The organism is Desulfomonile tiedjei DSM 6799 (genome assembly GCF_000266945.1).
GTDB lineage: Bacteria > Desulfobacterota > Desulfomonilia > Desulfomonilales > Desulfomonilaceae > Desulfomonile > Desulfomonile tiedjei.
Map to the genome: position 1 here is coordinate 4,895,093 of NC_018025.1, position 21,307 is coordinate 4,916,399.

Annotated in this window: 17 protein-coding genes and 1 pseudogene; 13 read left to right on the forward strand and 5 right to left on the reverse strand. The window is 49.8% G+C overall.

The window, feature by feature from the left end; all coding sequences use genetic code 11:
• Positions 1-28 precede the first annotated feature (28 nt).
• The 5 genes from DESTI_RS20870 to DESTI_RS20890 all read left to right on the forward strand — a co-directional run bounded on the left by DESTI_RS20870 (position 29) and on the right by DESTI_RS20890 (position 7,589).
• Positions 29-1,420 carry a (Fe-S)-binding protein gene (locus DESTI_RS20870; RefSeq protein ID WP_014811965.1) on the forward strand — a complete coding sequence of 464 codons (1,392 nt, stop codon included), beginning with the start codon at positions 29-31 and terminating at the stop codon, positions 1,418-1,420.
• A 268-nt stretch (positions 1,421-1,688) separates the two neighbouring features.
• A complete protein-coding gene (locus tag DESTI_RS20875) occupies positions 1,689-3,938 on the forward strand; it encodes an ATP-binding protein (protein WP_014811966.1) in 2,250 nt (749 codons plus the stop codon).
• A gap of 62 nt (positions 3,939-4,000) precedes the next feature.
• Positions 4,001-4,531, forward strand: coding sequence for an adenine nucleotide alpha hydrolase family protein (locus tag DESTI_RS20880; RefSeq protein ID WP_014811967.1), 531 nt, complete (start codon positions 4,001-4,003; stop codon positions 4,529-4,531).
• 379 nt (positions 4,532-4,910) lie between these two features.
• A complete protein-coding gene (locus DESTI_RS20885; RefSeq protein ID WP_014811968.1) occupies positions 4,911-5,396 on the forward strand; it encodes an RrF2 family transcriptional regulator in 486 nt (161 codons plus the stop codon).
• 114 nt (positions 5,397-5,510) lie between these two features.
• A complete protein-coding gene (locus DESTI_RS20890; protein ID WP_014811969.1) occupies positions 5,511-7,589 on the forward strand; it encodes a GumC family protein in 2,079 nt (692 codons plus the stop codon).
• Between the two features lie 157 nt (positions 7,590-7,746).
• On the opposite strand, the gene DESTI_RS30930 is transcribed toward DESTI_RS20890, so the two are convergent.
• Positions 7,747-7,935: a hypothetical protein gene (locus DESTI_RS30930; RefSeq protein ID WP_014811970.1), complete on the reverse strand. Its 189-nt coding sequence runs from the start codon at positions 7,933-7,935 to the stop codon at positions 7,747-7,749.
• 424 nt (positions 7,936-8,359) lie between these two features.
• A pseudogene (locus tag DESTI_RS20895) lies at positions 8,360-8,797 on the reverse strand (IS701 family transposase); the annotation flags it as partial.
• A 284-nt stretch (positions 8,798-9,081) separates the two neighbouring features.
• On the opposite strand from DESTI_RS20895, the gene DESTI_RS20905 reads away from it, so the two are divergent.
• Entirely contained in the window at positions 9,082-10,299 is a 1,218-nt protein-coding gene (locus tag DESTI_RS20905) for an IS4 family transposase (protein WP_237671475.1), read from the forward strand.
• Positions 10,300-10,552: 253 nt separating this feature from the next.
• Here DESTI_RS20905 and DESTI_RS20910 read toward each other — a convergent pair whose 3' ends face one another.
• The 3 genes from DESTI_RS20910 to DESTI_RS20920 form a co-directional block, all read right to left on the reverse strand.
• Complete coding sequence (locus tag DESTI_RS20910; protein WP_014811971.1) at positions 10,553-11,164, reverse strand: DUF47 domain-containing protein; 612 nt, start codon at positions 11,162-11,164, stop codon at positions 10,553-10,555.
• The gene (locus tag DESTI_RS20915) at positions 11,142-12,197 is read right to left on the reverse strand and encodes an inorganic phosphate transporter (RefSeq protein ID WP_014811972.1); all 1,056 of its coding nucleotides are present in this window, start codon (positions 12,195-12,197) and stop codon (positions 11,142-11,144) included. Before DESTI_RS20915 ends, DESTI_RS20910 begins: the two co-directional genes overlap by 23 nt.
• Positions 12,198-12,642: 445 nt before the next feature.
• Complete coding sequence (locus DESTI_RS20920) at positions 12,643-13,122, reverse strand: universal stress protein (protein WP_014811973.1); 480 nt, start codon at positions 13,120-13,122, stop codon at positions 12,643-12,645.
• Positions 13,123-13,634: 512 nt separating this feature from the next.
• On the opposite strand from DESTI_RS20920, the gene DESTI_RS30935 reads away from it, so the two are divergent.
• From DESTI_RS30935 to DESTI_RS20950, 7 genes are all read left to right on the forward strand, one after another.
• Positions 13,635-13,781 (forward strand): OadG family protein, encoded by a 147-nt coding sequence (locus tag DESTI_RS30935; RefSeq protein WP_014811974.1) that lies wholly within the window; start codon positions 13,635-13,637, stop codon positions 13,779-13,781.
• A 17-nt stretch (positions 13,782-13,798) separates the two neighbouring features.
• On the forward strand, positions 13,799-14,947 hold the full coding sequence (locus tag DESTI_RS20925; RefSeq protein ID WP_014811975.1) for a sodium ion-translocating decarboxylase subunit beta: 1,149 nt from the start codon (positions 13,799-13,801) through the stop codon (positions 14,945-14,947).
• An 827-nt stretch (positions 14,948-15,774) separates the two neighbouring features.
• Entirely contained in the window at positions 15,775-17,838 is a 2,064-nt protein-coding gene (locus DESTI_RS29225; protein WP_014811976.1) for a methyl-accepting chemotaxis protein, read from the forward strand.
• A gap of 566 nt (positions 17,839-18,404) precedes the next feature.
• On the forward strand, positions 18,405-19,502 hold the full coding sequence (gene yedE, locus DESTI_RS20935; protein ID WP_014811977.1) for a YedE family putative selenium transporter: 1,098 nt from the start codon (positions 18,405-18,407) through the stop codon (positions 19,500-19,502).
• Between the two features lie 103 nt (positions 19,503-19,605).
• A complete protein-coding gene (locus DESTI_RS20940; protein WP_014811978.1) occupies positions 19,606-19,821 on the forward strand; it encodes a sulfurtransferase TusA family protein in 216 nt (71 codons plus the stop codon).
• Positions 19,818-20,387 carry a putative Se/S carrier protein gene (locus DESTI_RS20945; protein ID WP_014811979.1) on the forward strand — a complete coding sequence of 190 codons (570 nt, stop codon included), beginning with the start codon at positions 19,818-19,820 and terminating at the stop codon, positions 20,385-20,387. The genes DESTI_RS20940 and DESTI_RS20945 overlap by 4 nt, the downstream gene beginning before the upstream one ends.
• The gene (locus tag DESTI_RS20950; RefSeq protein WP_014811980.1) at positions 20,375-21,235 is read left to right on the forward strand and encodes a carbohydrate kinase family protein; all 861 of its coding nucleotides are present in this window, start codon (positions 20,375-20,377) and stop codon (positions 21,233-21,235) included. The genes DESTI_RS20945 and DESTI_RS20950 overlap by 13 nt, the downstream gene beginning before the upstream one ends.
• Positions 21,236-21,307 lie beyond the last annotated feature (72 nt).

A 21,307-nucleotide genomic window follows, 5' to 3' on the forward strand; every position in this document is an offset into this window, starting at 1 on the left:
TTACCTAATGACATACGGAGGAAAATCAATGTCCAAGACTCAGGAAATTGGCGTCCCTGCCGAATCTGATAATCAAAAACCGGAGAAATTAGGAGCGCCTGAAGAGAGAGCATGGCCTACAAAGCCTTCATTTACACCCGATATGCTGGCAGAGATGGAACGCCAATTGCCTTCGAAGCTCAATCGCGTTGTTGCAGCCTCACTTGCGGGATGCATTCATTGCGGTATGTGCAGCGACGCTTGTCATTACAGTGTTTCCATACCTGAGGATAAAACCCTTGTACCGGCTTACAAGGCCGACCGGTTCCGCAAATGGTACAAGAGCCGCTATGATTGGATGGCCAAAGTCTTCCCCAAATTCGTCGGTGCCGAGCCTCTTACGGAAAAACTCGCAGAAGAAATGTACGACAAGCTTTACGGCGGATGCACCATGTGCAGGCGCTGCACATATAATTGTCCCATGGGCGTCGATTACGGCATGATGGTCAGAGCGGCCAGAAGTCTGATGCAGTCGGTGGGTAGGGTTCCCCAGCATCTGCAGGATACGGTAGACACGCATTACAATGCCGGCAACAATATGGCTGTTCCCCAGGATGAGTTCATCGAAACCATTGAGTGGATCGAAGAGGAACTCCAGGATGAAGACGGCTGCGCGGATTTCAAAATCCCCGTCGATAAGAAAGGCGCACAGTACTTTCTCACGCTAAATCCCCGCGAACCCAAGTACTACCCTCTGACCATTCAGGCGAGTGCCAAAGTGCTCAACGCTGCTGGTGTCGATTTCACTATTTCATCCAGATATTGGGATTTGACTAATTACGCTCTGTTTAACGGCAACGACCCGGACGCCAAGCTTTTTGCGATGTGGCAAGCCGAAGACGTGAAACGACTCGGTTGCGAATATCTTCTCGCAGGTGAATGCGGCCATGGCTATCGTGCGCTTCGATGGGAGCTCCCCAACTGGGTAGGCGGGGTGCCTTTCAAGATCACCAGCATGATGGAACTCATGGCGAAATTGATCCTGGAAAAGCGAATCAAGCTGGATAAATCGGTATGGGCGGGAACGCGGTTCACCTATCACGACTCCTGCAACATTGCTCGATCCGGCGGAGTTCTCGAAGAGCCAAGAATCGTGATCAGAGCTGCGGCAGATGATTTCGTTGAAATGGAGCATAATAGGGACAAGAGCTTTTGCTGCGGCGGAGGCGGTGGTGCTCTGGCCATGCCGGAATTCACGAAACGCAGAATTGCCGCAGGCAAAATCAAAGCGGACGAGATCCGGGCAACCGGCGCAAACGTGGTGCTTCAATCCTGCCACAATTGCACTGACCAATTGAAGGAAATCATCGAGCATTACGGAATTGAGGCAAAAGTCATGAACTTGGCTGAATTGCTGTCTCCGGCTTTAGTACTCGATTGATGGCGATGCTCAAAAGGTGTTTTGAACATGGGGGCGGGCCGTCTTTTTGAACGCCCGCGTACCCCATGTGCAAAATCAAATTGCCGAAAGGGAAGGCGCTCACTAGTACCAATTTGCTTTCAAAGCTAGACCCAAATCCCCTCTAGCCCCCCTTTATTAAAGAGGGGAATGGGGGGATTTTGAATGCAAATGGGTATAGTACGGTAAGACCGGCGAATGGTTGGACGCGTTTTTCCTGCGGTCGTGCAATAGAGTTGGCTGGATACCCATGGAGCGTCTTCTGCGTAGGCTGTTCGGGAGCCTGAGGTTCAAACTAAGTTTTTATGTGGGTCTGTTCGTGTTCGTCGCTGTTGTGGCGTTTGCGATCCACAGCATTGACGTACAGGAAAAAAACCTCGTAAACGCCAGGGTCAATGCTGCGCTCACCTACTCCGAAGTCATCAAATCAGCAATTTGGAATGGAATGATGACCAAGGACAGGGACGTTATCCGGCAGATCATCAAGACCATTGCCCAGCATGAAAATCTGCAGGCCATCAATATCTACGATCGGGACGGATTCCTTCGGTATACGACTGAAAGAGGGTTCATCGCCAACCCTACTCAGAAGGCGGACGATGTCGGCAACAGTCTTCTGAGGGGTCTCGATTCCAATCCTTCTGTGAGGCATCGGTTCCTCGAAAACCGCCGGTACCTCAATGTCGTAAATCCACTGGTGAATTCTCCAAGTTGCTCCACTTCGGCATGTCACTCGCATCCGGAATCGCATGAGGTTCTCGGGGCTTTGGAAGTCACGTTTCCGCTCAAGGGGTTGAGAACCCAGATTTACAACAGTGCCCGTAACACATACATCTTCGCATTTTCGCTGTTTATTTTGATATCGACAGTAAGTGGCTTGGGCGTTATTTGGCTGGTAAGCAAGCCCCTGAAGAAGCTCCAGGAAAAAGCCAGGAAAATGGCATCGGGCAGATACAAGCCGGAAGCCTTTCGGTCCGAGGCTTATGATTCCGTTGCCATGCTCTCTCAGACGTTCGATGAAATGAGCAGGCAGATTAATGAGAGGACTCGACAACTCGATGAGAGTCGCAAGATGTACAAGGAGCTCTTCGAGAAGGTCCCCTGTTACATAACGGTTATCGACAAGGACTATAAAATAGTGCGGGCCAACGAAGCATTCACGAATGAGTTCGGAGATCAGGTGGGAAAATACTGCTTCACCGGTCGTAAAGGACTCGATTCAAAATGCGAAAATTGCCCCGTCGAAAAGACCTTTGCCTCCGGGGTCTCCAAGCGTTCCGAAGAAATTTGGAACCCATGCAGCGACGACAGGAAAGCGTACGTGATCGTCCATACTTCCCCTATTCTCGACGAATTGGGAGAAGTCGTCGAAGTCATGGAAATGTCTCTTGACGTAACCCGGATGGTGCGGCTGCAACTCGAGCTCGAGCGCAAGGAAGAACAGTACAAAAGCCTGATTGAGAGTGTTCCTTGCTATCTGACCGTGGTGGATCGCGATTTCAGGATTTCTTACCAGAATACCGTCTTTACGCGGGATTTCGGTCACAAAATAGGCGAGCTGTGTTTCAAGGCTTACAAGGGGCTGAATTCAAGGTGTATCAACTGCCCTGTGGAGAGAACGTTTCAGGATGCGAACAACCATACTTCCGAAGAGATCTGGTCTCGGAATGGATCCGACGCGTACATCGTTACGTATACGTCGCCAATCCACGATGAAGCCGGGGATGTCACATCGGTTATGGAAATGTGCACGAACGTGACTGAGTTGAAACTCCTCCAGAACGAACTTGCTGTGCTTGGAGAGACTATAGCGGGAATGTCACATACGGTGAAAAACATTCTTTCCGGTCTGGCAGGCGGAGTTTACATGGTTGATTCCGGCTTGACTCAGGGGAAAGACGATCGAGTCCGCGTCGGCTGGGACATGGTGAAGAAGAATGTGGACAAGGTATCGCACCTTGTAAGAGACATTCTTTATGCATCGAAAGAACGGGAGCCCGAATATGAGTACTGCGACTTTACTTCCGTGCTGGATGATGTCTGCAGTTTGTATGAAGGCAAAGCCCGGAAACATGGGATCGATCTGGTGAGGGATTACGAAGCTATACCGCGGATGTCGGTTATAGACCCCAATGGGATGCACAACGTTCTGTCGAACCTTATTTCCAATGCAATCGAAGCATGCCGCAACGACACAGGTAAGGAAGCATATCGCATTGCGGTCGGTTGTGAGACTCAAGGCGTCGATCTGATTTTGAAAGTCACTGATAACGGCTCGGGGATACCTGAGGAAGTCAGAAAAAACCTTTTCAGAAAATTCTTTTCCACCAAAGGGGCGCGAGGTACCGGTTTAGGGCTGGTCGTGACCCAAAAAATAATTGCGGAGCACGGCGGAACTATATGTGCGGAATCGATCGAGGGAGAGGGGACCACATTCATTGTCCGAATATCTTCCAAAGAACCGGATCGCCAGAGTGCTTCGTTGGCGGTTTCATCATGACTCGTGAGAAAAAAAACGTTTTAAAATTTTCCGATTACCAAAAAAGGAAAGCAGGAGGAATCATGAATGGCATAGGGCTATGCGCAGTTTTTTCCCGTCAAGGCGATTGGGCTTTTGACTATGCTTTGAGTCTTGCCAGACACCACAAGACGAAACTCAACATTTTCCATTTTCTCGAATCTCCTTACATGCTGAGAAGAGATGTAGTCTTTGTTGACGCTGAGAAAAAAGAAACCACCATCGTGAATCCCGATTTCATAGCCAAGAAGGACAAGGAAATGCGGGAAAAATACGACGATCGGCTGGGAGACTACGTTGAGGTTGGATTCCGCCTTTGTGAAGGCAACGATGAACTCGAGTTGAGAAAATGCTTCAAGAAAGGCGATTACGAGATTCTGGTCATCGGATATAACGAAAAGGGAGCGTCTTTCGGCGGAACCACCACAATAGAAGAGTTCTGCAAGAAATTCAAAGGTCCGGTCATTCTCGTCGGCCCTGAAAGTCCTGATTCCTTCTATGTCAATGATGCCGCTGCAAAACGTTTGGGTGACCTGCTCCTCGAAAATGGCGGATGGAAGCGCATCGAAAACTGACCGATTGCAATCGAAGCAGTAAGATTGGGGAACCTTTTCTGTAAATGGGTTATGTCCTTGTGCTCAGGTCCGAATTGAGCTGACAAATATGATCTTAGTATTTCGCGCACAGTCAGTGTAGGGGCAGGTCTCGTGCCTGCCCTTCCTGGAATGACCGGCGCGGAGGCCGGTCACCACCGGGCACCCACAAGGGGCGCCCCTACCAATCCGCATTGACCGTGATCCCGCGAGACAGGAACATCTTACAGCCCCCTCGACTGAACTAAGGAGATAATCCATTTGTAAAAAGGTTCTCCAAATCTTACTGCGTTGAAAGGGCACCCACTTCGCAGTTATTTGAAAACGGAGCGACCCTGATCAGTCCAGAGAGGAAGACCCCATGCTTGTTACGACAGCAGGCAGATATGCGCTTCGTGCACTGTTTGATCTTGCAATTCACAGCAATGGTAAACCCGTTCGAATAAAAGATATATCCACTCGCCAAAAGATATCGAATCGCTATCTGGAACAGATCTTCAGCAAATTATTCAGAGCCGGTCTGATCAGAGGCCGTCGCGGACCTTCGGGAGGCTATGTGTTGGCCAAAGAGGCGCAAGACATAACGGTCGCTGACGTGGTCACGGCAGCGGAAGGATCTTTGCAGCCGGCTGCCCTCACCTGCATTACTCCGGATGGAGACCCTTCAAATGGGTGCGAGTTGTTCGAAGAATGCATGTGCAGACATGTTTGGAACGAAACCCGAAAAGTATTGTTCGATTATCTTAATAGCGTTACTCTGGCGGATCTCTGTAACCGGGCAAGTAAAAAAGGGAATTTCTCTCGTGAGGCATGTCCCGGCGGTCAACAAATGTTCAGAGATTCCTGATCCCACAGCAAAGGCTTACGGAGAGCCTCCTCCCCTGAATGTTCCTTGACTCCCCACGCTGAAGACTGTACATTTTCTTACAATCTGTGATTCACGTTAGCGGGTAATCGGCTTGTGAGCACTTATTCACCCCATGACAGTGAGGCGTTCGAGTTTTCTTCTCCCCGGCACTCACTGACCGGTCACGTTCGAACCATTTTCAGAAAGAAGTGGCTTTTCCTGGGGATCGTCGCACTGGCACTGGCCGGGGGCGTTGTTGTCGGCCTGGTAAGATCTCCTGTTTACAAATCCTCTGCAATATTACGTGTGGAGTTAGGCGGACCTTCACAGCGGGGCCTTCAAGGGGCGCTCGAGTTCTTCGCCGAATTCAGCATTTTTTACGAAACTCAAGTTCAATCTCTCAAAGAAATGGCTCAAAGCGGGAGTCTCAGCACACCGGACCGGAGAGGTCTGGAAGATGCAGCGAAAGCTCTCCCAAGATGGTCCGACATCCGGATAACCGAAAACCGTGGTTCTCAGCTCATCAACGTGGAAGCATCTGCAAACGATCCCTTTGCGGCAAGAGAAAAGCTCCGCGACTATCTGGAACAGTATATCCGTGCTGACAGGGAACGACTGGAAACACTCGCGAACAGCTTGCTCGCCAAACTGCAGAACGAGTTAAGACAGGCTGAAGAGCGCATGCGCAAGTCGCAAGAGGAACTGGTGAATTTCGCCAGAGAGCATGGAATGGTACTGCTGGACGATGAGCCCGAGTTGGAATCCTCGCTTCTGGAGACGGCAGGCAAGACGTTTCTGGATATCAGGAACGAGCGGTTGAACCTCGAGACCTTGACCCTTCATAAGCAGATGATACTGCCAAAATATATCGATAACGAGTTTCTTAGTACGTTGAAGAAGAATTCTGCCGCACTGAAAGCAGATTACGTATCGGCTGCCTCGGTTCTTGGCTCCGGACATTTTCAGCATTCGTTGGCCCAAGGCAAACTGTATGCAATGGAAAAAGCCATCAGCGAAGTGGAACAGTCCGAAATCGCATCCAGCCTGGAAGCTGCAAAGAAGAGAGAATCCGCGGCTCTCCAGGCGTACGAGCTGGCAAAGGAAGCTGCCATTAGAGCAGGGTCGAATGCGACGCGGCTTTCTATTCTGAAAAGGGCTGCTGCAGCGGACGCACAGGTCTATTTGACTCTGACTCAGAAGATCAAGCAAATGGCACTTTTCAGTAGACTTGCTCCCCACACCCTCGGGATTGAGGGTCCTCCGACTTTGCCGACAAAACCGGTTTTTCCGGATTGGAGGAGAATAATTGCTGCCAGTCTTTTTGTAGGCTTATTCGGCGCAATTGTTGTGATTCTAGGGCCTGGAATGCTGTCTACAGGCGTAAAGACCTCGGGGGACATCAAAGAATTGGGATTACCGGTTCTCGGTGTAATTCCGGATGCAAAATCGATCATGCGCGGCAATTTCGGCGGTGTGTCCGGATTCAGCTACGAGTTATCGCCTCATTATTTTCCCCTATCGCTGCTCACGGACGCACTTCACGTGGTGCGGGAAAATATAGCCTCCGCCCTGAAGAAGGACGAAGGTGCTGCAATTTGTGTAACGAGTTCGCTTCCTTCGGAGGGCAAAACGTTTGTAGCCACTTCCCTCGCGGCTACAATTGCATCCGAACGGAACCGCGTAATAGTAATCGATGGGGATTTGAGAAACCCTCGTGTCAGTGAGGTGTTCAAATCCTCTCGACAGGAAAAAGGGCTTGCGGAGTTCCTGTCGGGCAATACAGTCTCGGCTGAGGAGATAATCAGGCAATCAACCATTCCCGGACTTTTTTACGTACTTGCAGGCAATCGCCCGGACAATCCGGTGGCTCTTCTCAAGAGTCCCCGATTTGGCGCTTTCCTGCAGCATTGCATACAGACTTTCGATCTCGTCATCGTCGACGCCCCGCCTGTTCTTGGATTTGCGGATGCGGCAATTCTGGCTAAGAGCTGCACCGGAGCATTAATGGTAGTCAGGCAGGGATTTGAAAAAATGGAATTGATAAAAGATGCCCGCGACACATTCAGGCGGCTTAAAATCAGGATCCTTGGCGCAATGCTCAATTTTGCAGAAACGGATCTTCCTGAACTGGGATTCATTCACGATGATGTTTATTCCGGATATGCAAAATTCCTGGACAAACCTACCCAATGAGAGATTTCTCTCTCTCTTTCATGCGAAACCATTTGGCTACGCATAGATCTTTATCTGTCCGATCGATCATGTGTGAAGGGGACCCCATGGAAAAAGGTCCCCCTAAGAAATATTCGTAATTGAGAACATGCATTCCATATGGAGTCATTTAGAGCGATTAAGGGACCGGAGGTTCGTGAGTGCTGCAAAATGGGGCCTTCCCTAATACCGGGGCATTACACACACGACACAGACTCCTGCGCACGGGGTCCTTTATTGAAGCGCATTCATCTTCCGGTACTTTTATATCCGAAGCGCCGGTTACGGTAGACTCCACATCTCTTTCTCTCGTTTCAGTATCTGACATCGTTTGTTCCTCCTCAGGTGCGACATCTGATAATGTAGACGCAGATGAACGCCGAGGGATTCAGGAATCAGGAAAAAAGTCGCTTGTGGTTGTGATACCATTTCGCAATTTTATGCATATAAGATGGCGCAGGCTGAGGTGTTCTGAGCGGAGTGATTAGACGGCCTTGCGTCGTCTGGAGCGAAGGATACCTCCAGCCTGCCAGACTATAAAAAGAAAAGCGAATCGGTATGAGTACATTATTGGCCGGTTTTCACCAGTGATTGGGTGTATTAGAGCGATTGCCAAGAATTCTGACGTTCGTCCCACGCTCCAATACAAGATATTGGTGGAGACCGGCGTCCCTGCCGGTCCATTCTATCGATATCATTCATCATATTGAAGATGTGCCGGCACGGAGGCCGGCACCCACCAATATTCTTATCTATAGTTTCGCGATTCTTGCATGGTCGAGTCCGCGCGTGGAGCGCGGGCCGTTGAGTTTTTCGAACTTATTGATTCGGCTGGCTTTCGAATAAATTCTCAGCGAGAAATGACTCCTTCGAGCTGCTGCCAGCATGTCTGAAAAGGTGAACGACTTTTTCCGGCAGTACCAGGGAGCCGGGTCGGCAACGAGGTTCTTTGCAGTGACGAATTGCCCAACGAACCAAAGCACTACAAAGCAGTAGGCCCAGTAAGCAAACATAGGGGCACGGGTTACCGAGGTCTCTTTCCGACACTGAGGTTCAGCCGCACCCAGGAGGTTCTTGGTCTCTCGATTGGTCATCTCAATGCTAAAGCGTGCAGCGTAGCGCTCGATAATCTGCTGTGGTGCAGCCTGAGGGTCCGTATCGAAAAACACCATATTGGCATGGTGGCCGGCCCAATGCTGTTGAATTAAGGAAAGGGTTCTTGATTTTTCACGTTTAACCTCCGAGAATTCAGAAGGAATTGTGTTGACATGCGGGTAGTTACGCGCGATAAATTCTTTCAAAACAAGCTGCTGAAAGGATTTTATTATGGCACGCATTATGCTTTGAAGAACCATGCCAACTTAGCGCGTACGCTGAAAAATTTCTTCACATTATTCCCGGACAAATCGACCCTTCCAAGAAACGCTCGCCTCAGGACTTTACTCGAAACAGAAAACTCGCCTTTGGAAAGCTTATCACCTTCATCTTGTCCATTGCCGCCAGTGGAAAGGGTAAAGGAGTGGACATGAAATCCGGTGAATTCTTTCGACATGCCAGAATTCTTGGCCTTTGGCCTGACGCCGAGGCGATCCATCGAAGCGCGCTCACCAAGGCGCGCAAAAAGGTGGATTGGAGGATCTTTCGGCAAATACTCGATGATGCGGTTGGTCTGGCTTATGAGTGTTGGCCTAAGAGCCCGAAGGACGAGTGGCATGGTATGTCCACTCATGCGATAGATGGCTCCGACTATACGCTTCCAGCCGCCGATGAGCTCAGGGCCGAGTTTGATCCTGAGAGCGGACTTGGGCAAGCGGGCAAAGGACATTATCCTCAGTGTCTTGTATGCACGCTCTATGACGTCTTCAGACGTCTGCCCATCGCAAGAACTGTGGTCCCGGTGAATTCTTCGGAGCGGGACCAAGCCAAACATCTCCTGCCCCTCGTGCCTGAGGGAAGTGTCTTGCTCCTGGATCGAGGTTACCCAGGATATGAATTTCTCAGCTACCTTTTGGACAAGTTCAAAGGCTATTTCGTGATACGTTGCCCCGCAACGTCCACCTTCGCCACAGTAAAGGAATTCATTCGGAGCGGGAAGAGCGAAGCCGAAATCGTGATTCCTCCGACATCGAACTATCTCAGCCAGGTGACGGCTGAACAACGAAAGGCCGCCAAGCCCATCAGAGTGAGAGTCATCAGACTGTCCAATCCTGACGGAACCCTCTCGGTTCTCCTGACGAATCTTTACGACAAGGTGGAGTTTCCGAGACAGGAGATCACTGACCTCTATTTCAGGCGATGGGAAATCGAGAGCTATTTCCGGGATGAAAAGATTGGGCTCGAAATCGAAAAATTTCATGGCAAAACCTGCAACAGCGTCCTGCAAGAACTCTTTGCAGCTGCGATCATGGCTGTGATCTCAAGAACTCTCATGGCCATTTCCACCCAGTTACTCGGTGGAGAGCTCGGAGAACCTCAGTTCAAGAATGCGGTCATGACGCTCGCGTCTGAAGCCGCCGTGCTCGCCGCAGACGATCCTGAAAGAGCCATCGAAATCTTTCAGGATATTCTCAAAGAAATCTATCGTGTCAAATACTATCGACCAAACAGTCAGCGACCACCCCAACCAAGGGTGAACAAGCAAAGCAAAAACAAATGGCTTTACCGCAGGTACAAAAATGTCCCCGCAGCTTAAGTCAACAGCATTGGGAGGCCGGCGCTACCAATTGCTGGGAACTGCTCTTCACAATCCGTGATTACTTTCGAGAATCGGTATACATCTTCAATCGGACATTAATTTTGACAAGTTCTGTAGGCTGTTTGCCGAATCAGTGCATCATAGAGATTTTTCCGGGGTCAACAGGTGACGCAAAGTTGATTTTTGCAGCGTGTGAGCGTCTCAAAGCCGTTGCCGGGAGAGCAACTTTGATGGGACTATTGAATGACACCTAATACATTTTCACAACGATATCACTGATAATATTGGCCGCCTCATCGACGCGATCGGCAGATCTATTGAAGTGACGATATATTTCCCGATAACTGAACATTATGCGCGGTTCGTGCCCACAGAAAAGCTGTTTGAGAGCGGCGAGAAATACATCGTTGATCTTATTCTCAATACGTTTTGCCCTGACTGCGTATTCAACTGCAACATTCGGATTCTTTTTGAGATGTCTAATCGCGTTTACCAACTGCTCCGCTCCTTGTTGGAGCAATTCAGCCATTTGAAAAAGAAATTCGTTGGGCTCTATTTCAAATACTTCCATTTCTTTGACTGTATTGTACGCATGATCCATGACATCATCGATGGCTCTCGAAAGCGCGAAAATGTCCTCGCGGTCCATCGGGGTCAAGAATGTCTGATTTAGCTCATCAATGAGTATGCGGCGGATGTCGTCGGCTTCTTGCTCCAGTCTTCTCAATGTTTCGGGTTCGCCCTGTTCATCGAGAAAAGCCACGAGTGCGGCGCACCCTGCAAGCGTTTTTTCTGCCTGGAGCAGCAACAATTCGTAAAAATCAGTTTCGCGTCTGCCGCTAAAAAGTTTCCAGAATGCCATGTGCTACTTCTCCGGAGGAGAGCAATCGCTTGAAAATCCAAAATAGTCCTGCACCGATTCCCGCAGATACCGGAAACGTGAGCAACCAGGCGTACGCGATATTCGTTGCAGCGGACCATTTCACACCGCTCAGTCTCCTCGATGCTCCCACGCCCATTACTGATGAAGCAACTATCTGAGTTGTGCTAACCGGGCCTCCCGTTAGAGACGCGACCATAACCACGAGCGTTGAAGCCAATTGCGATGCAAAAGAATGAACAGGTTCCATCCGACATATTCCCAGGCCGACGGTCTTCACGATTCGCCATCCACCAAGGAGAAGTCCCATTACCAGAGCCGAGGTACAAGACAGAATGACCCAGTACGGGAGGTGGAATTCCCCATAGGATTCGCCTGGGGTAAACGCTAATGCAATAGCTATTACTCCCATGGATTTTTGCGCGTCGTTCGATCCGTGACTCGCTGCCAGGAACAAGACTGTCGGCTTCTGAAGGGTTGCAAAAACACGACCGATTCCTCTATGAGATCGGCCGAACAGGCTTCTTATAATTCCAAATACCAGGAAACCCAACAGAATACCCACTATCGGAGAAAACAAGAGCGGAACCACAACAGATACCAGCACCTTCTGTATGGAAATAGACTCGTATCCCATGGCGACGGCTCCGGCTCCCACCAATCCTCCTATCAACGCGTGGGAACCGCTGGAAGGCAATCCCAGGAACCAGGTAGGCAGCTTCCACGCTATGGCTCCTCCGACACCGCAGGAGATCATGATATAGAGCGTTGCCGGTTTGAGAAGCCCCAGTGCTTCCGGTTTCAGGATGCTCGTGGACATAGTATGAGCTACCGCAGTTCCCAACAGCAACGGCCCCAGAAATTCACCGATCGCAGCCAGAAACAGTGCACGATAGGGACTCATAGATCGCGAACAGACAATGGTTGCGATCACGTTTCCTCCATCATGAACTCCGTTTACGAATGCGAAACAGAGAGTCAGGCCGATACAAATGTCAAAAAGGGCTGGGTCCAAAATTCACCTGCCGGTGTTGTGCTCGCCTCATCAGCCGGAAAAATATGGGGTAATCTCAAGCAAATTTCATTCCGAAAAACTGCCGCGTTTAGGCGAACGGAAATCTTTTGCAGAAAAAAAATGCAAGCAACAGAAATAACGATATAATTACGTGAGCAGCCATCGAGACCTAAAGACAAGCAAGTCTCTTGTGTCACCGCCGCTGTGGCACAAGGCTGTTCATACTTTTTCCATGAGAATAGAAAAAAGTAGTGAAAACCCGGGATGTGAGATCATGGATTAACTGCTATTCAGAGTCGTATTTATCACTCAAGAAGCCTCTCGGGCAGATTCATTCAGGAAGTCCGACCTTATGTTAGATTTTTGTTAAACACTTTACAGAGTGTAAAAAACGGTGACAGGCTCGTTTTCCAGGCTGAATCTCCCGGTGCATGGTCCATGCTCTTTATGTGCTTTCACCGGATTGTGCAGATTTCTCTTCAGGCGATCGCACGGTCAACACAGGGCATGGGGCCGAACGGACCACGTTCTCTGCCGTGCTGCCGAGGATGAGGTGCTTGAATCCAGTCCAACCGTGGGTTCCCATGACGATCAGGTCTACCTTTTGCTCTCCGGCGAATGTCACGATCTCGTTAGCAGGAACCCCGATTCTCGATGCGAATTCCATTTCCGGAACCGAACTGCTGCACTCATTCTCAATCTCCTGGAAATTTTTCTTAACCGAATCCTCTATTGCTTTGAGCACAGCCTGAAGGTCGAAGGGGACTCCAACTTCAAAAGCAGGGTAGCCAAGCCTCGAGGAGTTCACCACATGTAATATCAAAAGCTTGGCATTGAGATTCGATGCAAACTCCATTGCCAGATTGCGTGCGCGGAGCGAATTAGCAGAGAAGTCGGTGCACAGAAGTATTTTTTTCGGGAGCATGGAGCGTCTCCTTTCTTGGTGATAAACATCTTTGTGCAATGTACGTACCACGGGATGAGCGTCAGAGGAAGGTACAATGCACGTCGATTTCATTCCCGATTTGAGTGACTATTGGAAATAGTCTCCCGGCAAATCACCTCGATTTTGAATGCATGAAGAACCGAACTTTCCTTTTGGCCGAATTCCGGAATGTAATTTATGCATTACGTTTTTCCTGAGAGATCGCCTTGGGCTCTTCATAGAGTCGTATCCTCTTCTCCTCCTTATAGCAGCTATTTGGTTGTGAACATACGTAAAACTATAGATCGACCTGTCCGCCCGAACGATACGTTCACAAGAATTTGCTTGAAGTCGAATGAAATCTGCATTAAAGAAATGGTCTCATAGGGCTAAATTAGATCCCCCCAAAAGCCTTTCTGTTCGCTCCAATTCATCACTAGAAGCGAACATATAGCTGGTAGGACGATCTACCCCAATAGATCTACGGATCAACTATCCTGTTGAGGCGAAACATGAGCGATTGGAGTTTCGGCATTAGTTTGACAATAGTAGGTGTGAGCGGGACATTCCTCACGCTTGGAATACTTATTGTCGTTATCGAGCTCACCAAGAAAATCTTTCCGCTCCCCGGATCGAAGAAGGATTCGGTAGGGCGCTAATCGTAAGGGAAGGAACCATGCTTGAAAGTATATTAGCTGGGATTTCAGGACTCGGTGCAGGAACAATGTTTCTTGCCACCAAGGGTCTTCCCAATGTCGTCATGCTTTTTATCGGTGGGGTGCTGCTTTACCTCGCGATTAAACGTGAAATCGAGCCGCTTTTATTGCTTCCCATCGGCTTCGGTTGTGTGCTGGTGAACGTTCCTCTTAGCGATCTTATGGAACAAGGCGGAATGCTCAGATTCTTCTACGATATCGGTATCATAACGGAAATCTTCCCATTGCTGATATTTGTAGGGATTGGAGCTATGACGGATTTCGGTCCGCTCCTGGAGAATCCAAAAATACTCCTGTTCGGAGCAGCCGGGCAACTCGGCATATTCTGTACCTTGTTGCTGGCTCTCGCTCTGGGCTTTTCACAGCTTGAGGCCGTGTGCATCGGAATTATCGGAGCTTGCGACGGTCCGACTGCAATATACGTTACCTCGCAATATGCTCCTCATCTTCTGGGACCCGTTTCCGTTGCGGCGTACTCGTACATGTCGCTGGTGCCGATAATACAGCCGCCCATAATGAAGGCGCTCACCACGGAAAAAGAGCGCACCACGCGCATGGCCATAAATAGGGAAAGCGTTTCAAAGAATACAAGAATACTGTTCCCCATTATCGTCACCATTGCTACAGGCCTTATCGCTCCGAAAGGACTTCCCCTGATGGGCACCATCATGCTGGGAAATCTCATGAAAGAGAGCGGAGTCGTGGCGAGGCTCACAGGGGCATCCGAAAATGAAATAGCAAACATCGTAACGCTCTTTCTCGGATTAGCCATTGGTGGAACCATGGAAGGTCACAAGTTCCTCAGACCGGAGACCCTGATGATCTTTGGGCTCGGATTCCTGGCCATAAGTCTGGACACCGTAGCAGGCGTAATCTTCGGTAAAATCATGTATGGCCTGACGGGCGGCAAAATCAACCCTCTCATCGGAGCTGCAGGAATATCTGCCTATCCTATGGCCGCCAGAGTGGTCCAGGCCCAGGGACAAAGATATGACAAGAAAAATTTCCTGCTTATGCATGCAATGGGCGCCAATACCGGAGGTCAGATAGGATCGGTGATGGCAGCAGCGGTCATGCTTTCCGTTTTGAAAGGTATGGGACTGATCTAGTCTCTTCTTAGCAACTAGAAAAACCACAGAGGGCAATTCCATTTCCCTCTGCGCATTGAAGAATTTGATAATTTGACAAAGATTGTGCACCAATGAAACGCAAAATTCTGCATCATTTTGCAACGATTTCATTGTGAGTAGCAAGACGATCTGGGGAGGCTCCCTTATAAGGAATCTCCCCAAACCGAAACAGAGGACAGCGCCCTCTCTTTCATCTGCAGAAATCATAAATACCAGCCCGGCAATACATTCTGGAGAAAACGAATCGAGCTCACCCTTCTCGGGGACGTTCGACCAAACGTGCGCGATTTTCTTTTGATGAAGTTGCACTTCTCTCGTTCGCGTTAGGTAAATCGGAGAGCCATATTTCTTCCATTCATGGATATCGAATGACTCCTTATCAGAAAGATTGTTTGACCGTGTTTTTGTAGTGAGGTATCCTCTCGAGTGGTTCCGTTGAGCCTCTGCATTTGTTCGTACGCTCGAATCCGATTCGACCGAACTTTTGGATCTTCCGAGACAAGCGAAAAGCATCATCCTGGACTAATTTATATCACCGAGGCGGTGTGCGAAAAGAAGAAGTCGTATTCACGTGGTTTCAGTCTTCTCAATCGATGTTTTGTAGAATGTTCCGCATCTTTTCTCGTTCACTGTTTCTGAAGGAGAGAAGATGTCAGAGATATAAGTCCAAACAGTTGTTGCATTGAGTTTTAGGTAAATTTGGGAGGCCTTCTGCCAGCGGATAAATGCCGTTTATAGCTGTCGTGCGTCCCCCTTGCTCTTGAATAAGTCACTCAAAGACGGTTGTTTGCAGAGGAGAACGTCTCATGATGCAATTCGTTACAAAATCCATTAGAGGGAAGCTGGCAGTTTCCTTTGTCCTGGTAGGACTGGTACCAATTCTCGTTCTGGGATACATTGGGTTGCGTTTGGCCGGGGATGCACTTGAAAAGGCTGAATTCGCAAAGCTTCTGTCCGAACGAGAATTAAGGAAAGATGAAATTCTCAACTATTTGAACGCTACATTGAACAACCTTCAATATTTGAACGAGACAGGGGCTGCAACAATCGCACTCGACACATTGTACTCGTATATCGAATTCTCCAGAGCCTCTGCAGATGCCCCCTTCGACACAAGTTCAGACGTATACAAGAGCACCCGCGAAACCGTAAGTAAGCCTATCGAGGCCTTTGTCTCTATCTACAATAGCGATGTATCGGGCTACGAGGATGTGCTGCTCGTTGGCGCAAAAAACGGTGTGGTTATGTACTCCGTTCGGCAACTGTCGGATCTTGGCGCGAATTTGAAAACGGGGGATCTGAAAGACAGCGGGCTCGCAAAGCTGTGGTCCAGGGTGACAGAAACAGGCAAGCCTGCGCTTGTGGATTTTGGAGTTTACAAGGCTACCGGAAATCCTGCGGCATTCGCCGGTGTGCCCATAACGGACAGCAGTGGCAAAATCAAAGGAGTCATCGCCCTGCGCATGGGACCGCAGCACATTGTGTCCTCGTTTGGTTCGGGACATGACACGAACAGGAATGCCGGATCGTATCTCGTAGGCCAGGATTTGCTTTTACGGTCTCAATCGAGATTTGAGAAAGAGAATTCCGTACTCAAGAAGAAGATCGAAACTGACGCAGTGAAAAATGCTCTTGCGGGAAAAAGCGCAACCGCGCTTACCCGCGATTATCGGAATGTGTCGGTGCTCAGTTCCTATGCTCCTCTGAATTTGCCGAGTCTAAAGAGTCTCGGTGCCGACTTCGATTGGGCAATCGTATCGGAAGTTGCCGAAAGTGAAATGAGACAACCCATGAGCGCCATACTTACCTACATGGGTGTGATCATCCTGGTAGTAGCGATCGTCGTAATGTTGCTGGTGTTCTTTTTGTCGAGAGGTTTTGCCAGACCTATAACGATGATGTCCGAAATTGCAGATCGACTCAGTAAAGGAGACCTGACGGTTACGGTGCCAAAATTCAAGAGACATGACGAAATAGGTGCTTTGGCCGAATCGTTTCGTTCCATGCTGGAATCCATGAGGGCTCAGACAGGCCGCTTGTATGAAGGCATTAAGGTCTTGAGTGGTTCCGCAGCAGAAATTTCCACTGCAATTACTCAGTTGGTTACCAGTACCGCAGAGACAGCGACATCTGTAAACCAGACTACAGCCACTCTGGAAGAGGTCAAACAGGCGGCAAAGGTAGCCAACGACAATGCTATGAACGTTGCCCGCATTTCGCAGCAGGCAGTTGCCGTTTCTACTGAAGGGAAAAAGGCTACCGAAGCTGCCATTCAAGGAATCGGTCTGATCAGAGATCAGATGGAATCCGTCGGTGAGACAGTGGTGAGACTGAGCGAACATAGCGTTGCTATAGAACAGATTATAGCCAGCGTGCAGGATCTTGCAGACCAATCCAATCTCTTGGCGGTCAACGCATCCATAGAAGCGGCGCGTGCGGGCGAACAGGGACGAGGATTCGCTGTTGTCGCTCAGGAGATCAAAGGACTTGCCGATCAATCCAGGGAATCTACCCTTGAAGTGCGTTCTATCCTTGAAGACGTGAGAAAATCGGTCAGTGCAGTGGTTATGGCTACTGAACAAGGCAACAAAGCGGTTGACGCGGGAGTGCGACAATCGACCAAAGCAGAAGAGGCTATTACCAGCCTCACCAGAGCCGTGGAGACTTCTTCACAGGCAGCATCGATCATAGAAGTGTCCGCCGAGCAGCAGACGGCTGGAATAGACCAAGTCGCACTTGCCATGACCACCATCAATAAGGCAATGCACGATAGTCTTGCGAGTACGCAGCAAATGGAAGAGAACGCTAAGAAACTTGAAGAACTCGGCAATCAACTCCATACGCTCGCTCAAGCTTTCAAAATTTCCTGACAAATTCGTATTGCACACGCGCGAACTCCTCGGCTGCTGTACCTGGATTAGGTACGGCCATGAAAAACCGGGGAGTTTCTCTTTGTACGTCTGCGATCTGCAAAACGACCGCAAACCTACACCGCACTGGCAAGAGTTCCAAAAAACGTCAGATGTGAAATTTCACAATCAACAAGGGAATGAGCCGTACTAATTCCGATTTGCTTTTCTTTTCATAATCTGGGGGCTGGAGGTATCCTTCGCTCCAGAGGACGAAAGCCGTCTAATCACTCCGCTCAGGACACCCCAGCCTTCATTATCTTATGTGCATAAGTGCGAAATGGCATAAGCTCCATGAAGACGCAGCAATCTCGAAGCGTCAACATGCCGTTTCGAGTGTTTTCTTGTATCGGTTTTTCCTTGTTGACACATCATCTTTTCCGATATACCATTTCACCTTCTCGGTTTGCTCCTACATCGGAGAGAGAACACGATTCTTTTCGCATACGATAGACGCGTCGACATGAATCGAATACTGCCTGATTCATTGCATCGGCACTTCTTATGAATATCCTGAGGAGGTCGCTTTGGAGATCAGAAAAAACTTCTTCGCTTCTACTGCAGGTATTGTTGCCGTCGGTGGCGTAATCGGGATATTGGCTGCTCTGCTCCAGAAATGGGGCAATCCGGGGAATATGGGCGTATGTATGGCCTGTTTCGAACGTGATTTGGCTGGTGCAGTCGGCCTCCACAGAGCAGATGTTGTCCAGTATTTGAGGCCTGAACTGATCGGATTTGCTTTAGGAGCATTCGGCGCTGCGCTCGCATTCGGCGAATTCAAACCACGTTCAGGTTCGGCTCCTTTTATTCGGTTCATTCTTGGAATGTGCGCGATGATCGGAGCTCTGGTCTTTTTGGGGTGTCCCTGGCGAGCGCTGCTCCGTTTGGCGGGTGGTGATGGCAATGCCATTTTCGGTCTGCTGGGGCTTGTTACCGGAGTAGGAATCGGCACCCTGTTTTTCAGAGCGGGCTATACTCTTAATCGTGTAGCAAAGCAGTCCTTTGGTGCAGGGCTGATGATGCCTCTTGTAGCCGTTGGATTTTTCATACTCCTGCTCTTGTATCCGCAGATTCCGGGAGAGCCGAAAAACGGCATCCTGTTTTATAGCCTCAAGGGACCCGGTTCCCAACACGCTCCCTTGGCTATTTCACTGGTTGTGGGGCTCGTCATCGGGTTTATTGCCCAGAGAAGCCGCTTCTGCACTATGGGTGGATTGCGTGATTTGATTCTATTCAGGCATTTTCATCTGTTTGCGGGACTGGCCGCACTCCTGATAGCAGCATTCGCAACTAATCTCGTCCTGGGACAGTTCAAACCGGGCTTCGTAGGCCAACCGGTGGCTCATACCCAGAGTTTCTGGAACTTTGCCGGCATGCTGGTCGCTGGACTGGCGTTCGCCCTTGCAGGCGGGTGCCCGGGAAGACAGCTCTTCATGACCGGCGAAGGAGACGGCGATGCCGCAACATTCGTTTTCGGTATGATCGTAGGTGCGGCATTCGCTCACAATTTCGGACTGGCCAGTTCTCCGGCTGGTTTGGGACCTCACGGCATTGCCGCTGTTGCGGTTACCATGCTGGCGTGCCTATTCATCGGATTAACAAACATTCGACGCGTCGGATCGTAATGCCGATTCGCTTTCAAAGCAGTAATATCCGGAAACACTTCTTGTAAGAAGTGTTTCCCAGATTTTATCTCTTTGAATGCAAATCAATATCAGGAGGTTTGCCGTGACTGAGAAAGTGGATGCCCGAGGACTTTCCTGCCCGCAACCGGTGCTCATGGCGCTGGCGAAAATCAAGGAAAAAGGTTCCGGCGAAATTGAAGTGCTTGTGGACAATGAGGTGAGCCGGGAAAACGTCAGTCGTGCCGCAACCGGTCAGGGTTGGCAGATTGCCGATATCAAAGAAGCAGATGGTGAATACAGCCTTACACTGAGAAAATGATGAGTTTCTTTGGACGACTGCGTTCCGCGTTTCGGAAAAGCACCCCCGAGGACCGCATATCGAGGGAATTATCCGACCGCGGCATTCTGGTATTCGAGCATACGAGCGAAGTTATACGAGCAGAAACCCTGCTGAGAGACTCAGGGTTTTCCGTAGCCGTAAAAGGCCCTCCTCCCGAGGTCAGGAAGGGCTGCGATATGGTTATCGAGTTTCCCCTGATCTCTGAACTCGAGATATTCCAGATCCTTCTCAAGGCAAGAATCAAGCCTCTCGAAGTATTGCCTCTTCAGGATTTGCTCCTGGAACCCGTAAGCCTGTATCAGGTGAAAGACTTCGGAGAATACCTCATGGTACGAGCAGCGAACATGAAAATTACCGCTTCGAAGAAGTGTTTGACCATAGTCAATGTTTCCGGCGGCGGGTGTCCGGATGTTCCTTATTTGGCGGAACAAATGGTAGGCCGCAAGCTCGGAGAAGCGCCGGAACCGAGGGAACTCGGGTGCACCTTGTGCGGTTACGCTCTTCAGCTTGCCTATGAGGAATTGAGGCGCTTATGTCGTGGTTGATCGTGGGTACAGTGCCGTATGAGGGATTCCCTCTTCTTGACACTACGTGCGAGATCGATCGGGGGCAGCTTCGATTAGGGGCAGAATCCATCAGTATCGCTCGGGGCACTCCATGCCTCATTGCAACCGCATACCTTTGCGCCAAAACCTTGGGAATCGATCCACCGCGAACCATTCTGGCCGGAGACATCGGCCGGGGGGATGGAAGCCGAGCGGTGTACGAGCGTCTCTTCCAAACAGGAGCGGAACGGGAGGAATCGATCATTGTGTTTCATTATTTGCAACCGGAAGTAGATTGGCACAACAGGATTCTCTATCGTCTGCAGGAACGCGACAGTAAACAGACGCTCATCGCAGATGCCGGATACATGTACGTAGCCAAAATGAGCGGTTTTTCTGCGGATTACGACCTGTTCACGCCGGATGCGGGTGAACTTGCATTCCTTGCTGACGAATCGGCACCACATCCGTTTTATACCCGCGGCTTTCTCTTGCAGGAAGATGGAAGAATTCCCGGGCTGATCGCTCGCGCGTGTGAGCACGAGAACGCCGCTCGTTTCCTTCTCGTGAAGGGAAAGTGCGATTATGTGGCTTCTGCCGAAGGAATTATCGGGACGGTCTGCGAACCGCGGGTGGAAGCGCTGGAGCCTATCGGTGGCACCGGCGACAGCCTGACAGGAATTGTCTCATCGCTTATTGCCGCAGGCCACCCCATTCCGGATTCTGCACTGTCTGCAGCCAAGATAAATCGATTTCTGGGGTTGCTCGGCAATCCGAACCCTGCAACACCTGTTGCAGATTTGCTGGAATTCCTACCTGAGGCAATGGAACTGGAATCAAAGCAGTAATGCAGATTATTTCTTTCTTCAAAGCCTCATCCGGGCTGCAGCTTAGAGGCATTTCTCACGGATCGACGAGAG

Bases quoted from the DNA above. Each gene is read 5' to 3' on its own strand.
- DESTI_RS20870 (WP_014811965.1), top strand. From the start codon at position 29: ATGTCCAAGACTCAGGAAATTGGCGTCCCTGCCGAATCTGATAATCAA.
- DESTI_RS20925 (WP_014811975.1), top strand. From the start codon at position 13,799: ATGCTTGAAAGTATATTAGCTGGGATTTCAGGACTCGGTGCAGGAACA.
- DESTI_RS20875 (WP_014811966.1), top strand. From the start codon at position 1,689: ATGGAGCGTCTTCTGCGTAGGCTGTTCGGGAGCCTGAGGTTCAAACTA.
- DESTI_RS30935 (WP_014811974.1), top strand. From the start codon at position 13,635: ATGAGCGATTGGAGTTTCGGCATTAGTTTGACAATAGTAGGTGTGAGC.
- DESTI_RS29225 (WP_014811976.1), top strand. From the start codon at position 15,775: ATGATGCAATTCGTTACAAAATCCATTAGAGGGAAGCTGGCAGTTTCC.
- DESTI_RS20950 (WP_014811980.1), top strand. From the start codon at position 20,375: ATGTCGTGGTTGATCGTGGGTACAGTGCCGTATGAGGGATTCCCTCTT.
- DESTI_RS20910 (WP_014811971.1), bottom strand. From the start codon at position 11,164: ATGGCATTCTGGAAACTTTTTAGCGGCAGACGCGAAACTGATTTTTAC.
- DESTI_RS20880 (WP_014811967.1), top strand. From the start codon at position 4,001: ATGAATGGCATAGGGCTATGCGCAGTTTTTTCCCGTCAAGGCGATTGG.
- DESTI_RS20945 (WP_014811979.1), top strand. From the start codon at position 19,818: ATGATGAGTTTCTTTGGACGACTGCGTTCCGCGTTTCGGAAAAGCACC.
- DESTI_RS20885 (WP_014811968.1), top strand. From the start codon at position 4,911: ATGCTTGTTACGACAGCAGGCAGATATGCGCTTCGTGCACTGTTTGAT.
- DESTI_RS20920 (WP_014811973.1), bottom strand. From the start codon at position 13,122: ATGCTCCCGAAAAAAATACTTCTGTGCACCGACTTCTCTGCTAATTCG.
- DESTI_RS30930 (WP_014811970.1), bottom strand. From the start codon at position 7,935: ATGTCAGATACTGAAACGAGAGAAAGAGATGTGGAGTCTACCGTAACC.